Consider the following 12,989-nt stretch of genomic DNA (forward strand, 5'->3'; position numbering starts at 1 on the left):
GATTGAACCGATCGGTCCATGTTAGACCTATTCCAGCGTGAACCGATCGGTTCATATGGAGAGGATGCCATGCCCACCCCCATCGCCACCGCCGTTCCGGTCACCCATGCGGGAATTCTCGGTCTAGGCGTCTATCGCCCGCGCCGCGTCGTCCCCAACGCGGAGATCGTGGACGCCATCGATTCCTCCGACGAGTGGATCCGGACCCGCTCCGGGATCGCCGCGCGCCACTGGGCCGAACCCGACGAGACCATCGTGGGGATGAGCGTCGCCGCCGCGCGCGACGCGCTGACCGCCGCCGGGGTCGGGGCCGACCAGGTCGACGCCGTCATCCTGGCCACCTCCTCGCAGATGGTGTTGGGCCCGTCGGCGGGCGCGGTCGTCGCCACCGAACTCGGCATGGACGACACCGCCGCCTACGACGTCTCCGCGGGGTGCGCCGGCTTCTGCTACGCGCTCGCCGACGGCGCGAACCTGGTGCGCTCGGGCCAGGCGCGCACCGTGCTGGTGATCGGGGTGGAGCGGCTGTCGGACCTGCTCGACACCACCGACCGCAGCTGCGCGTTCATCTTCGCCGACGGTGCGGGCGCGGTCCTGGTCGGCGCGGCCGAGCAGGAGGGGATCGGCCCGGTCGCCTGGGGCTCGGACGGTAGCCGCACCTCGGCGATCAAGCAGGACAAGGACTTTCTCGAATACTTCGCCGAGGTCGCCGCGGCCGAGGCGTCCGGCGGCACCTCGGTGCGGCCCTACATCCGGATGAACGGGACCGAGGTGTTCCGCTGGGCGGTCACCTTCCTGGAGAAGGCCTGCCGCGCCGCGCTGGACCGGGCCGGCGTCACCGCGGCCGAGCTGGACGCCTTCGTCCCGCACCAGGCCAATATCCGGATCACCGACGCGCTCGTGCGTACCCTGGGCCTGCCCGAGACCGTCGCGGTGGCCCGCGACATCATCGAGACCGGCAACACCAGCGCGGCGTCCATCCCGATGGCCATGGAGCAGCTGCTGCGCTCCGGCGAGGCGAAGCCGGGCGATACCGCCCTGCTGCTCGGGTTCGGCGCGGGTCTGGCGTACGCGGGCCAGGTGGTTCATCTGCCGCCGATCGCCTGAGTCAGCGCTGCAGCGCGCGCAGGTAGCGGCGGCGGTAGAACCGCTGGGCGACAAGCAGAATCGGGAAGGCCGCGCGCCAGCATCCGGCGGGCGCGGCTCGGGTCAGCGACCGCAGGGTGAGTTCGACGGTGCCGTCGGGGCGGCGATGCACCACGAACGCCTCCTCGCCGGACACCGGATGGCCGGGCAGGGTGCCGTAGGCGAAGCCGCAGCGCTCGGCGGTGTCGACCACGGCCACCACGCGCACCGGCTCGACGATCGCGACCGGGCCGAATCCCGCGGTCACCCGGTAGTCGGCGCCGGCCGTCGCGGGGGTGTCGGGCTCGACGCGGAAACCGCTGCGGCGCTTGACACCCCACCGCAGCACCGCTTCCCTGGCGGCGGCCCAGGCCGGCTCCCCGTGCCCGATCACCACCGAGGTCTCGAACCGCCGGAAGCCGGTGGGCCGCGCGGTCCAGTGCGGCTCGGCGGGGCTGGTCGCACCGGCGGGCGCGTAGGTCAGGGCCTGCATGCGCTCGACGATAGGCGGCGGACGGGTTATCCGCCGGATCCGGTGAGGCGGTCCTGTCCCGCGCGCAGCAGTTCCAGCGCGCAGCGCACCGACTGGTCCAGGACCTCGGCCGGGTCGCCGGGGAAGTCGCGGTGTACCGCCCAGGCGGTGTCGCGGGTGGCCACGGCGCACCAGACCGAACCGGCCGGCTCGCCGTCCTGGGCGCCGGGACCACCGACGCCGGTCGTCGCGACCGCGACATCGGCGTCGGTCAGGCTCCGGACGCCCTCGGCCATGGCCAGCGCGGCGGTCTCGGAGACGACGGGCACGTCGGGGACGCCGAGCACCCGCTGTTTCACCGTGACCGAGTACGCCACCACGCCACCGCGGAACCAGTCCGCCGAGTCGGGTGCGGCGGCCAGGGCCGCGGCGAGATTCCCGCCGGTCAGTGATTCGGCGACGGCGACGGTGTGCCCGTGACGCTGGGCGAACTCGCCGACCTCGGATGGGGTGGCCAAGCGGTCTCCTCTCGGAACCTCACGCAGCGGGGTGTCCGGCTGCCACCCTGACCGGCACGGCGTACGCGGCTCCGTCGCGGATGCCGAATTCGAACCGGCAGGGGAACAACGAGGGTAGCCCGGTGGCGCGCAGATCGTAGTTCGCCGCGAGGGTCTGCATCGCCCAGCCCTCCAGCGAATCCGGTAGTCGCAGGGTGGTGCCGTCGACGCAGCAGACGTAGGCCTGGGTCCGCTCCCCGTCGACCGGGAGGGGGTTGCGCAGACCGACCGCCTCGATTTCCAGAATCCGTCCGGCGTTGTGGGAAGAAGCGACGCTCGGCAAATCCAACTCGATGTCGTCCATGCGGGAAACCGTAACGCAGCAACTATCCAGGGAACACGGAAATCGAGTGCCCTTGACGCGACTTCGCAAACTCGCTCCGACGCGCCGGGGCGCAACCCCGCCCGGCGCGTCGGAGCCGGGTCAGCGCAGGGCCACCACCGGGAAGTCGACCGGCACCCGCAGCGCGATGTTGACGTAGTTGGTGAACAGGTTGAGCGCCACCTGGGCGACGAGTTCGACGAGCTCACCGTCGGTCCAGCCGTGCGCCCGCGCCGCCTCGAACTGCGCGTCGGAGACCTGCCCGCGCTGATCGACCAGGGCCAGCGCGAGCGCCAGCAGCGCGGTCGTCTTCGGGTCGTCGGACTCGCCGAGCTGTGCCGCGACCAACGCCGCGTCGGTCAGCCCGGCCTTGCGTCCGAGCCCGGTGTGCGCCGCGAGGCAGTATTCGCAACCATTGCGATTGGCCACCGCCACCGCGATCAGCTCGCCGAGCGCGGGCCCGAGCTCGCCCGCGCCGAGCGCCTGGAACGAACCCCACATGCTGCGCAGCGCGGCGGGCGAATTGGCCACCGCCCGGAACATCGCCGGGGTGGCCCCGAACGCGCCGTCGATCTGATCGAGCAGCTCGCGGGTCGCCCCGGTGGCATCGGTCCGGGCGATGAGCGAGACGTACGACATGGTGTCCTCCGTGAAAGTTCCTCCGCCGGAACCGATCGGCCCGGGCGGATGCCGAAGCATGCTCCCAGCTTCATCGAGTGCGATGGCTGAATGGGTACGAAAAGTCCGCAGTAGGTATCCGATCGTCTAATGTCGGGTGATGACCTCGGTCGATCGGTTGTCGCCGCTGCTGGAACAGTTCCGGGTGCGCGCGCACGTGCTCCACACCGGACCGCTGTGCGGTGTCACCCGATTCGGGGCGGGGGAGGGCCGGGGATTCCTGCACCTGATCCGGTCCGGCGATCTGACCGTCGAGCACCGCGTCCCCGGTGCGGGGCCGCGGCGCGTGGTGGTGACCGAACCCAGCGTGCTGTTCTACCCGCGCCCGCTGGCCCACGACTTCCACACCGACGCCGAGGGTGACTGCGACTTCGCCTGTGCCACCGTCGAGTTCGAAGGAGGCGCGCTGCATCCGCTGGCCCGGGCACTGCCGCCGGTGGTGATCGTGCCGTTGGCCCGGGTCGACGGCCTGGAGGAGGCGCTCGCGCTGCTGTTCGGCGAGATCGACCGGCACCGGTGCGGGCACCGCGTGGTGGCGGACCGGCTCTTCGAAGTGGTGTTGCTGCAACTGCTGCGCTGGCTGCTCGACCACACCGGCGCGGTCGCGATGCCACCGGGCCTGCTCACCGGCATCGCCGATCCACAGCTGGCGGGGGTGCTGCTCGCGATCCACGAATCACCCGGCGACAACTGGACTCTCGCCACCATGGCCCAGCGCGCCGCCCTGTCGCGCAGCGCGTTCGCGGCGCGCTTCCGCGAGATCGTCGGGCAGACCCCGCTGGAGTACCTGACCGCGTGGCGGTTGGCGGTGGCGCAATTGCGGCTGCAGGCCGGGCGCCCGGTGAAAGCCGTTGCCGCCGAACTCGGTTACGCGAACAGCTCGGCCCTGTCGCGCGTGTTCACCCAGAAGGTGGGCCGATCGCCGACGGCCTGGCTGGCCGCGCGTGACCAGGGCTGAACCGCGAAATATTGCGAACGTGTTGCGGTGACCGTCATACCGCCGCAAAGAGCCGGACAGGTTCCCGTACCGGGACCTTCATCGCAGGGCCGTGGCGCGGTTCTGATCGCGCCATAGACGGCCGCGATGCTCGGCGAAGCCCGCGACGCGCCCCGGCCAGGTGGCTCGCGCCCGCGGGTGGACTGTTCGAACCTGATGAGGGGAAGTATGAGAATCAACCGTATCGGCGCCGGTGTCGCCGTACTCGCGCTGAGTGCTCTGGTGACCGGCACCGCGGGCGCCGACGCCTTCGTCCCGCTGCCCGACGGCGAGCGGGCGGGGCCGGGGGTCACGGTCAAGCGGACCGGCGAGCGCGCCCTGGTCTCGCCGTCGCTGGCCGCCAACGGCGCGGGCCGGGTGGCCTGGGTGTCGGGCACCGTGACCGCCGACGTGACCGCCACCCCGGAGGGTGAGGTCGGCCCGTACAACGGCCCGTCCGGCAAGGACGGATCCAACAACTCCTCCACCCACGGCGCCTCGCAGCTGAACACCGGCTACATCATCGGCTGCCAGGTGGCGATCGGCGACGACGCCATCTCGGCGGGCGTCTCCGGCGGCATCGACCTGTCCGGCGGCAGCATCGGCGGCTCGGTCGGCCTCGACCTCGGTCCCGGCGACGTGAAGTTCGTCCAGATCGAGAAGAAGGACATCCTGAAGGCCGGCGTCTACTCGGTCGAGTACCAGGACGTGGAGATCGAGATCCAGGGCTGCGCCGGTTACGCCCAGGCCCGCGCCTACTCGGTCGTGGAGATCATCGGCGACCACTACTCCAAGACCACCCTCTACGGCGCCCCGTTCAGCATCGGCTGAGCGCACCGCCGAGACCGCATTCGATCCGAGGAATGACACACATGATCGACCGTAAGAATTCGGCCCGCCTGGCCGGTCTGGCCGGTGCGGCCGCCGTGACGCTGGGCCTGCTGTCCACCGGTGCCGCCAACGCCGACACCTTCGTTCCGCTGCCCGGCGGCGAGATCGTCAAGACCCTGTCCGACGGCACCGTCGTCACCGTGCGCCTGGCGGGCGAGTCGGCCAACATCAACCCGTCGATGGGCGCCACCCCGGCGCACCGCAACGCGTGGGTGTCCGGCAGCGCGCAGGTGGAGCTGTCCGGCGACAACGCCAAGGGCGGCAAGATCTACCCGGGCTACGTCGTGGGCTGCCAGGTGAACATCGACGGCGGCGGCGTCGAGGGCGGCGTGGAAGGCGAGAGCAGCTGGGACGGCGAGGACGTGAACGTCGGCGCCAGCAGCGGCGCCGAACTGAGTCTGGGCCCCGGCCAGGCGAAGTCGTTCTACGTGCTCGACATCGAGAAGGCCGACGACTACGGCAACGAGGACCACGGCACCAACAACAAGTTCAAGGGTAAGAGCGGCTCGGTGACCTGGGCCGACACCACCATCGGCCTCAGCGGCTGCGGTGGGTACGCGCAGGCGCGCGCCTTCGTGAAGGTCAAGGTGGAGACCGAGAACGTGAACTCGGTCGTCACCCTGTGGGGTCAGCCCTTCAGCATCGGCTGATCCCCGGCCCCGGCGGCGGCGCCCTCCGTGTGGAGCGAGGGGACCGTCAGCACGAAACGCGCACCGCCGCCGGGGCGGTCGACGCACCGCAGCGTGCCGCCGTGCCCGGCGACGGTCTCGGCGACCAGCGCCAGGCCGATCCCGGTGCCCGCCGTCGCCGGCGCCGCGGTGACGAACCGGTCGAAGATGCGCTCGCGGTCGGCGGGCGCGACACCGGGCCCGGCATCGTCGACGAGGACCCTGACCTCCGCACCGTCGCGTTCCACCCGCACCCCGGCCAGTCCGCCGCCGTGCCGGTCGGCGTTGGCGAGCAGATTCACCAGCGCCCGTTCGAGTTCCATCCGCCGCCCGCGCACCATGCCGGGGTCGCCGATGTCGAGCAGTTCGGGCGCCGCGCCCCGGCCGCGCAGCAGGTGGGTGAGCAGTTCGGCCAGCGACAGCGGCGCCGGCTCGGACCGGTGGATGCCCGCTTCGGCGCGGGCCAGCGCGAGCATGTCGTCGAGCAGGCCGCGCAGATAGGCGGTCTCCTCGACCAGCAGTCCCAGTGCCGCGCGCGGCCGTTCGGACAGTTCGTCGCTGTGCCCGGCGAGGACGGTGGCGGTGGTGGTGAGCGTGGTCAGCGGGGTGCGCAGTTCGTGACTCAGGTCCGAGACCAGCCGGTGTTCGCGTTCGATCCGGCGGTGCAGGGAATCGACCATGGCGTTGAACGCGTCGACCATGGTGGACAGGTCGGGGTCGTCGTCGCCGGGCAGTCGCAGATCCTGTTCGCCCGCGGAGATCCGGGCGGCGGTGCGCGCGACCTGGCGCAGCGGGCTCAGCGTGCGCTGCGCGGCCCAGGCGCCCGAGATCGCGGCGACCGCCACGGCGAGCAGGGCGCAGGCGAACAGGATGGTGCGCAGCAGCCGCAGCGTGGCCTCGAGCTCACGCAGCGGCGCGAATTCGTAGAGCACGGTGCCGTCGTCGACGGTGGTCCACACCCGCAGGTACGGCTGGTCGCCGAGCCGGACGCGAGTGGCGGTGCTGGGCAGCGCCGCGGTGGGGTCGATCGCGGGCGGGGCCAGCGGGACGAATCCGTCGTCGACACCGACGGCCGTCCAGCGTGAATCCCGGTGCAGGACGGCGATATAGCCCGTCGGCAGGTGCAGGGCGTCGAGCGCCTGCGCGCTGGTGACGGCCGGATCGTCCAGACGCAGCCGCAGCAGTTCGGCGTGCACGGCGACCGCGCGGTCGACGGTCCGGACCCGCTGCGCCTCCATGTACCGCGTGCTGATCCCGTACACCGAGGCGGCCAGCACCACCGCGACCACGCTCGCGCCGAGCACGAACGCGGTCATCACCCGCCCGCGCAGGCCACGGAACCGGGCGGGCAGGCGCGGGCGGCGATCAGGACCGGGCATCGAGCCGATAGCCGAGGCCGCGCACGGTCACGATCAGGCGCGGGTCGGCGGCATCGCGTTCGATCTTGGTGCGCAGCCTGCGCACGTGCACGTCGACGATGCGTTCGTCGCCGAAGAAGCCGCGATCCCAGATCTTGTCCAGCAGCAGCTGCCTGCTCAGCACCAGGCCGTCGTGCTGGGCCAGTTCGCACAGCAGCCGGAACTCGGTGAGGGTGAGGTGCACGTCCGCTCCGGCCAGGCGCAGCGAGCCGCGTTCGGGGCACAGCACCAGCCGCCGGTCCGCGTCCAGGACCAGCTCGGTGACCTCGCGTTCGCCGGTGGCGCGGGAGCGGCGGCGCAGGGCACGGATGCGGGCGGTGAGTTCCTTCACCTCGAACGGTTTGGTGACGAAGTCGTCGGCGCCCGCCTCGAGCGCGGCCACTACGTCGTGGGTGTCGTCGCGCGCGCTGACCACGATGATCGGCACGTCGTGGTCGCGGCGCACCTCGCGGATACAGGTGAAACCGTCCATGCCGCCGAGCATCAGGTCCACGATCATCACATCGGGGGCGCCGAGTTCGCGGACCTGCGCGAGCGCCACCTCCGCCCGTTCGGCCTCGGCGACGAGGTAACCCTCGTCCTCCATCGCCAGTCGTAGCGACGTACGGACCCGGGTGTCGTCCTCGACGATCATCAACTGCGCGCTCATCATGTCCTTCGTACCGGTAACCACCGCCGCGGGCCAGGCGAGCGGGAGACCGGCGACGTGGCCGGCACCTACGATCGGGTGGTGTCGTCCGCTCCACAGTTCCGGTTCCGCCGTTCCCGTCTCGCGCCCGAGCCGCCGGTGCCGGGGCCCGCGGTCCCGACGGCACGGGCGATCGTGGACTGCGGCGTCTATGTCGAGGGCAGGCGGCTGCCGGGCCGGTTCACTCCGGCCGAGGCGCGGGCCGCGGTCCGGGAGCGGGGCAAGGGCTTCGTCTGGATCGGGCTGTTCGAACCGGACCTGCGCCAGATGGGGGAGATCGCCGCGACCTTCGACCTGCACGCGCTGGCGGTCGAGGACGCCGTGCACGCCCACCAGCGCCCCAAACTGGAGCGCTACGACGACATCCTGGTGACGGTGATGCGGACGGTGGCCTACGTCGAGCACGACATGCACGCGGTCAGCGAGATCGTCGAGACCGGCGAGATCATGGTGTTCACCGGCCCCGATTTCGTCGTCGCGGTCCGGCACGGCGAGCATTCGGGCCTGGCCGACGTGCGGCACCGGCTCGAACAGGATCCCGAGCGGATGGCGCACGGCCCCGGCGTGGTGCTGCACGCCATCGCCGACCGGATCGTCGACTCCTACATCGCGGTCGCCCAGGCCGTGGAGTACGACGTGGAGTCGATCGAGGAGGAACTGTTCACCCCGCGCTCGCGGCTGCCGATCGAGTCGATCTATCAGCTCAAGCGCGAGATCGTGGAACTGCGCCGCGCGGTGAGCCCGCTGGCGCTGCCGTTGCAGACCCTCACCGGGCCGGTGTCACCGCTGTCGAAGGAGGCCCGGCGTTATCTGCGCGATGTGGCCGACCACCACGCGGGCGTCGCCGAACGGATCAACGATCTCGACGAGTCCCTCACCGCCCTGGTCGGCGCGGCGGTGGCCAAGATCGCGATCCAGCAGAACGCCGACATGCGCCGCATCTCCGCCTTCGTCGCGATCCTGGCCGTGCCGACGATGATCGCCGGCATCTACGGCATGAACTTCGACCACATGCCCGAACTGCACCAGCGCTGGGGCTATCCCGCCGTCCTGATCATCATGGTCGTGCTCTGCACGGGACTGTTCGCCGCCTTCCGCCGCATCAAGTGGTTGTGACGCGGCGGTTTTCACGCGACGTGCTCGGGCTTGCGGTCCACGGCCCGGCCCGCAGCCCGTAGCGCCACATTGGCCACGACGACGGCGACGGTGCCCGCGGCCGCGGTGGCGTACATCCCGGCTCCGGCCAGCGAACCGACCGCCGCCGCGCACCACAGCGTGGCCGCGGTGTTCAGCCCGCGCACATCGACGCCGTCCCGGATGATCACACCGGCGCCGAGAAACCCGATACCGGAGACGATCTGCGCGGCGACCCGCGTCGGATCGGCGTCACCGCCGTGAAAACCATTGGCGGACAACAGGACGAACAACGCGGCGCCGGCGGCGACCAGCGCGTTGGTGCGCAGCCCCGCCATCCGCGCACGGTACTGACGCTCGACGCCGATGAGCGCGCCGAGTCCTACCGCCGCTCCCAGCCGGAGCAGCATTTCCAAGGTCGACATGGGGAATCACACCCTTCGGGGTGGAGGTGGTGAACGAGGGACACGTCTCTACTGCGACTTCCATCGGGCACGACAACCACCTCCTCACGCGACCAGGTCTGGAGTGGGTTCGGCGCACGGCCGGTCCGGCGCCACTCCTCGGCAGACCTCTGGCAGTAAACACCCGGCAACCCGAGCGCGCAACCGTGTTCCGCGCCACTCACCCGTGCGGCTCGGACTCCGGGCGGACGATCAGCAGCGGGCAGGGTGCGCCGTGCAGGACGGCCTGGGCGACGGAGCCGATGGCGGGGTCGACAGCGCCGCCGCGGCCCCGGCTGCCGACCACGATCAGCTGGGCGCCCGCCGCGGCGGTGAGAATGGCGCGGGCGGGGCGGTCCTCGACGACGATGCGCTCGACCAGGACGTCGGGGAACTTCTCGCGATAGCCGGCCAGGCTCGCCGACAGCTCCGCCTCGGCTTCGGCCTGCATGGTCTCGCGGGCCTCGTAGCGGAAGAACTCCGACCAGGCGCGCACCGCGATCAGCCGGACGCCGCGCCGGCTCGCCTCGTCGAAGGCCAGGGTGAGCGCGCAGGCGCTGTCGCCGGAACCGTCGACGCCGACCACCACGGCACCGGCCGACGGCACCGGCGGCTCCGGCACCACCGCCACCGGGCACACCGCGTGCCGGGCGACCGCCGTGCTCACCGAGCCCAGCAGGGTGCGCCGCAGCGCGCCGAGCCCGCGACTGCCCACCACCAGCAGTCGCGCCGATTCGCTGTGACGCCGCAGCACCGCCCGCGCGTCGCCCACCTCGGCGGCGGTCGACACGATCAGCCCGTCCGGCACCTGTCTCGCCGCCTCGGCGACCACGGTTTCACCCTGGGCGCAGAGTGTTTCACCGTCGAAGAGCGGGCCACTGAGTCCCGGCCCGTAGTCGACCGGGATCTCCACCGCGGTGACGAGGTGCAGCGGCGCCCGATGATGGGCGGCGAACTCGGCCGCCCACCGCAGGGCGATCCGAGCCTGCGATGAACCGTCGACACCTACGACGACGACACGGCCCTGGGTGTCGGGAAAGAACATGACGGCTCCTCTGTCCCTTCCACTGTGCGTCGCCGACGTCGCACGGGGACAGGGCCGCAGGACCCGCCCGCCAGGGCCGAAAGTCCCTCGGCGCTCAGGTCAGCGGCGCCGACCAGCGCAGCACCGTGCCCCGCGGCTCGCGCGCGGTGACGGCGAACACGCCACCGGCCTCCTCGGCGCGCGCGGCGAGATTGGCCAGCCCGCTGCGCCGGGTCACCTCCGGTGCCAGCCCGGCACCGTCGTCGGCCACCTCGATGCTCACCTCGTCGCGCACCACCAGCTCCACCGCGACCGTCGACGCCCCCGCGTGCCGGACCACATTGCTCACCGCCTCGCGCAGCACCGCCTCCACGTGCCCGGACAGCGGCGGTTCGAGCACGGTGACCGGACCGGACAGCCGCACCGTGGTACGCAGCCCGCTCTCGGCGGTCATCTCGGTGATGATGTGGTGCAACCGTTTCCGGTACTGCGAGGAATCGGTGGTGGTGTTGCTCTGCAGGTCGAAGATCGAGTAGCGGATGTCCTGCACGATCGCCTGGATGTCGTCGATGGTCTCGTCCAGCCGGGTGCGCACCTCGGGCGTACGGACCCGCTGCATCGTCCCCTGCAACGACAACCCGACCGCGAACAGCCGCTGGATCACGTGATCGTGCAGGCCGCGCGCGATCCGGTCGCGGTCGGCGTAGACGTCGAGTTCGCGCATGCGGCGCTGGGTGTCGGCCAGTTGCAGCGCCACCGCGGCCTGGTCGGCGTAGGTGGTCATCAGCGCCAGGTCCACCGGGCTCCGCGCGGTGTCGACGGGACTGAGCACGGTGGTCAGAACGCCGGTGATGATGCCGTTGGCGCGCAACGGCAAGGTGAGCACCGGTCCGAGATCGGCGATCCCGGCGAAGATCGGATCGGGTTCGGGGACATACGAGGTGACCGGCTTGCCCGACCGGAACGCCTGCGCCACCGGCGAATCCGAGAGCGGCACCGACCGGCCCACCAGCACGCCCGCGTCGGCGCCCGCCGCCGCGACCACCACCAGTTCGGTGATCTCCTCGTGCGGCACGTCCGCGTCGTCGGGCAGCGCCAGGAAGGTGCACACCGAATTGGTCAGCGCGCGACCACGTTCGGCGACCAGCTCCAGCACGTCCTTGGACGGGCTGCCGGCGAGCAGTTCGGTGGCGACGTCGCGGATGGCCTCCAGCCACAGCTGCCGCACCCGCGACTGCTCGTAGAGGCGCGCGTTCTCGATCGCGATGCCCGCGGCGGCGGCCAGCGCCTGCAGGACCACCTCGTCGTCCTCGGTGAACTCGAGCCCGCCCGCCTTCTCGGTGAGGTACAGATTGCCGAACACCTCGCCGCGCACCTGCACCGGCACCCCGAGGAAGGTGTGCATCGGAGGATGGTTGGCCGGGAACCCCACCGACGACGGGTGATCGGAAAGATTCGACAGCCGAATGGGTTTCGGATCGGCGATGAGCACACCGAGCACACCGTGCCCGCGCGGCAGGTCGCCGATCAGCACCCGGGTGCGGTCGTCGATGCCCTCGTAGACGAACTCGGCGAGCTGATTGCTGGTCTTGTCGGTCTCGCGCACGCCGAGCGCGCCGTAGCCGGCGTCGACGAGTTCGATGGCGGTGTGCACGATCGTGCGCAGGGTGTTGTCCAGGTCCAGGCCCGCCGTGACGACGAGCATGGCCTCCATCAACCGGTCCATCCGGTCGCGGACGTCGACGATCTGGGTGATCCGGTCCTGCACCTCGGCCAGCAGCTCGCGCAGCCGCAGCTGGGACAGGGTTTCGGTCACCGGAGGCCGGCCCGCGGCCGCCGAATCGTCGTCCATGGCGGGCATTCTTCCACGGGTCGACGAGCCGGGGACCGGCGTCATCGCCGCGGCGGTCGCTCCAGGTCGGCGGCCAACACGGCGGCCTGGGTGCGGCGCTCCACACCGAGCTTGGTGAGCAGCCGGGACACGTAGTTCTTGACGGTCTTCTCGGCCAGGAACATGCGGGCCGCGATCTGCCGATTGGTCAGGCCCTCGCCCAGCAGCGACAGCAGGGTGCGTTCCTGTTCGGTCAGCGTCGCCAGCGGGCCGGTCTTCTCCGCGGCCTCCGAGCGCAGCTTGGCCATCAGCGCCGCGGCGGCCCGGTTGTCCAGCAGCGACCGCCCGTTGCCGACCTCGCGCACGGCGTTGATCAGTTCCAGGCTCCGGATGTCCTTGACCACATAGCCGCTCGCCCCGGCCAGGATCGCGTCGAGCATGGCCTGCTCGTCGGTGAACGAGGTGAGGATCAGGCAGCGCGGTGCCGGTTCGGCCGAGAGCAGTTCGCGGCACAGTTCGATGCCGTTGCCATCGGGCAGGCGCACATCGAGGACCACCACGTCGGGGCGCAGCGCGGGGATGCGGGCCAGGGCCTCGGCGCAGGAACCTGCCTCGCCGACCACCCCGAGGTCGGATTCGAGCGCGATCAGGTCCGAGACTCCGCGCCGGACGATCTCGTGGTCGTCGACCAGGAACACCGTGATCATCGCCGATCCTCTCTCGCGGGCGAACCGTCGTGTCCATTGTCCGGCATGCGGCCGC

14 protein-coding genes and 1 pseudogene are annotated in these 12,989 nt (G+C 71.2%); 5 read left to right on the forward strand and 10 right to left on the reverse strand.

Features of this window, described 5'->3' with window-relative positions; genetic code table 11:
- The first annotated feature begins 69 nt into the window (after nucleotides 1-69).
- Nucleotides 70-1,107 (forward strand): beta-ketoacyl-ACP synthase III, encoded by a 1,038-nt coding sequence (locus EL493_RS10250; RefSeq protein WP_019045518.1) that lies wholly within the window; start codon nucleotides 70-72, stop codon nucleotides 1,105-1,107.
- Nucleotide 1,108: 1 nt separating this feature from the next.
- Here the strand turns inward: EL493_RS10250 and EL493_RS10255 are convergent, their stop codons facing one another.
- The 4 genes from EL493_RS10255 to EL493_RS10265 all read right to left on the reverse strand — a co-directional run bounded on the left by EL493_RS10255 (nucleotide 1,109) and on the right by EL493_RS10265 (nucleotide 3,115).
- The gene (locus EL493_RS10255) at nucleotides 1,109-1,618 is read right to left on the reverse strand and encodes a DUF1990 family protein (RefSeq protein ID WP_019045519.1); all 510 of its coding nucleotides are present in this window, start codon (nucleotides 1,616-1,618) and stop codon (nucleotides 1,109-1,111) included.
- 26 nt (nucleotides 1,619-1,644) lie between these two features.
- Nucleotides 1,645-2,115: a CinA family protein gene (locus tag EL493_RS10260; RefSeq protein ID WP_019045520.1), complete on the reverse strand. Its 471-nt coding sequence runs from the start codon at nucleotides 2,113-2,115 to the stop codon at nucleotides 1,645-1,647.
- 19 nt (nucleotides 2,116-2,134) lie between these two features.
- A complete protein-coding gene (locus EL493_RS32250) occupies nucleotides 2,135-2,458 on the reverse strand; it encodes a hypothetical protein (RefSeq protein ID WP_019045521.1) in 324 nt (107 codons plus the stop codon).
- 120 nt (nucleotides 2,459-2,578) lie between these two features.
- Nucleotides 2,579-3,115, reverse strand: coding sequence for a carboxymuconolactone decarboxylase family protein (locus EL493_RS10265; protein ID WP_019045522.1), 537 nt, complete (start codon nucleotides 3,113-3,115; stop codon nucleotides 2,579-2,581).
- Between the two features lie 139 nt (nucleotides 3,116-3,254).
- Between EL493_RS10265 and EL493_RS10270 the strand changes: the two genes are divergently transcribed.
- The 3 genes from EL493_RS10270 (at nucleotide 3,255) to EL493_RS10280 (ending at nucleotide 5,671) form a co-directional block, all read left to right on the forward strand.
- Nucleotides 3,255-4,112, forward strand: a complete 858-nt coding sequence (locus EL493_RS10270; protein ID WP_019045523.1) for an AraC family transcriptional regulator — start codon at nucleotides 3,255-3,257, stop codon at nucleotides 4,110-4,112.
- A gap of 207 nt (nucleotides 4,113-4,319) precedes the next feature.
- Nucleotides 4,320-4,961: an MspA family porin gene (locus tag EL493_RS10275; RefSeq protein ID WP_019045524.1), complete on the forward strand. Its 642-nt coding sequence runs from the start codon at nucleotides 4,320-4,322 to the stop codon at nucleotides 4,959-4,961.
- 41 nt (nucleotides 4,962-5,002) lie between these two features.
- Nucleotides 5,003-5,671: an MspA family porin gene (locus EL493_RS10280; RefSeq protein ID WP_019045525.1), complete on the forward strand. Its 669-nt coding sequence runs from the start codon at nucleotides 5,003-5,005 to the stop codon at nucleotides 5,669-5,671.
- Here EL493_RS10280 and EL493_RS10285 read toward each other — a convergent pair.
- Both EL493_RS10285 and EL493_RS10290 read right to left on the reverse strand, forming a co-directional pair.
- On the reverse strand, nucleotides 5,650-7,068 hold the full coding sequence (locus EL493_RS10285; RefSeq protein WP_019045526.1) for a sensor histidine kinase: 1,419 nt from the start codon (nucleotides 7,066-7,068) through the stop codon (nucleotides 5,650-5,652). The genes EL493_RS10280 and EL493_RS10285 overlap by 22 nt on opposite strands.
- Nucleotides 7,055-7,756, reverse strand: coding sequence for a response regulator transcription factor (locus EL493_RS10290; RefSeq protein ID WP_019045527.1), 702 nt, complete (start codon nucleotides 7,754-7,756; stop codon nucleotides 7,055-7,057). Before EL493_RS10290 ends, EL493_RS10285 begins: the two co-directional genes overlap by 14 nt.
- Before the next feature lie 81 nt (nucleotides 7,757-7,837).
- On the opposite strand from EL493_RS10290, the gene EL493_RS10295 reads away from it, so the two are divergent.
- Nucleotides 7,838-8,911, forward strand: a complete 1,074-nt coding sequence (locus EL493_RS10295; RefSeq protein ID WP_030202473.1) for a magnesium and cobalt transport protein CorA — start codon at nucleotides 7,838-7,840, stop codon at nucleotides 8,909-8,911.
- Nucleotides 8,912-8,934: 23 nt separating this feature from the next.
- Here the strand turns inward: EL493_RS10295 and EL493_RS10300 are convergent.
- From EL493_RS10300 to EL493_RS10315, 4 genes and pseudogenes are all read right to left on the reverse strand, one after another.
- Nucleotides 8,935-9,354: pseudogene (locus EL493_RS10300) on the reverse strand (MgtC/SapB family protein); the annotation flags it as partial.
- 199 nt (nucleotides 9,355-9,553) lie between these two features.
- Entirely contained in the window at nucleotides 9,554-10,417 is an 864-nt protein-coding gene (locus EL493_RS10305; RefSeq protein ID WP_019045530.1) for a universal stress protein, read from the reverse strand.
- Nucleotides 10,418-10,511: 94 nt separating this feature from the next.
- Nucleotides 10,512-12,248, reverse strand: a complete 1,737-nt coding sequence (locus EL493_RS10310) for a GAF domain-containing sensor histidine kinase (protein ID WP_019045531.1) — start codon at nucleotides 12,246-12,248, stop codon at nucleotides 10,512-10,514.
- Nucleotides 12,249-12,289: 41 nt separating this feature from the next.
- Nucleotides 12,290-12,934 (reverse strand): response regulator, encoded by a 645-nt coding sequence (locus EL493_RS10315; RefSeq protein WP_019045532.1) that lies wholly within the window; start codon nucleotides 12,932-12,934, stop codon nucleotides 12,290-12,292.
- Nucleotides 12,935-12,989 lie beyond the last annotated feature (55 nt).

The organism is Nocardia asteroides, from assembly GCF_900637185.1.
GTDB classification, from domain to species: Bacteria; Actinomycetota; Actinomycetes; order Mycobacteriales; family Mycobacteriaceae; genus Nocardia; species Nocardia asteroides.